Genomic DNA, 243 nt, shown 5'->3' on the forward strand with positions numbered 1-243 from the left:
GGTACAATTGACGTGAATGCAACGAACAGTTTCACGAATACTGAAACAGGTAACTTGATAGCTAAAGAAAATGTGACTGTTACTGCACCAATTGTTAATAACAATGGTAATGCTGCATCAAAAGATGGCTATATCTGTATCAATGGTAACTGTGTTAAGCCTGCCCAAGATAAGGGAGAAAAAGCACCAATGCTACCACCGTCACAACCGTCGATTCCAGAAATGAAGGAAATGAAGGATGAG

1 protein-coding gene is annotated in these 243 nt (G+C 39.9%); it reads left to right on the top strand.

The features are described 5' to 3' along the window. A partial coding sequence (locus A1D25_RS01930; protein ID WP_157394032.1) for a hypothetical protein occupies positions 1–243 on the top strand: 243 nt, incomplete at both ends.

The organism is Ursidibacter arcticus, assembly GCF_009761375.1.
GTDB classification, from domain to species: Bacteria; Pseudomonadota; Gammaproteobacteria; order Enterobacterales; family Pasteurellaceae; genus Ursidibacter; species Ursidibacter arcticus.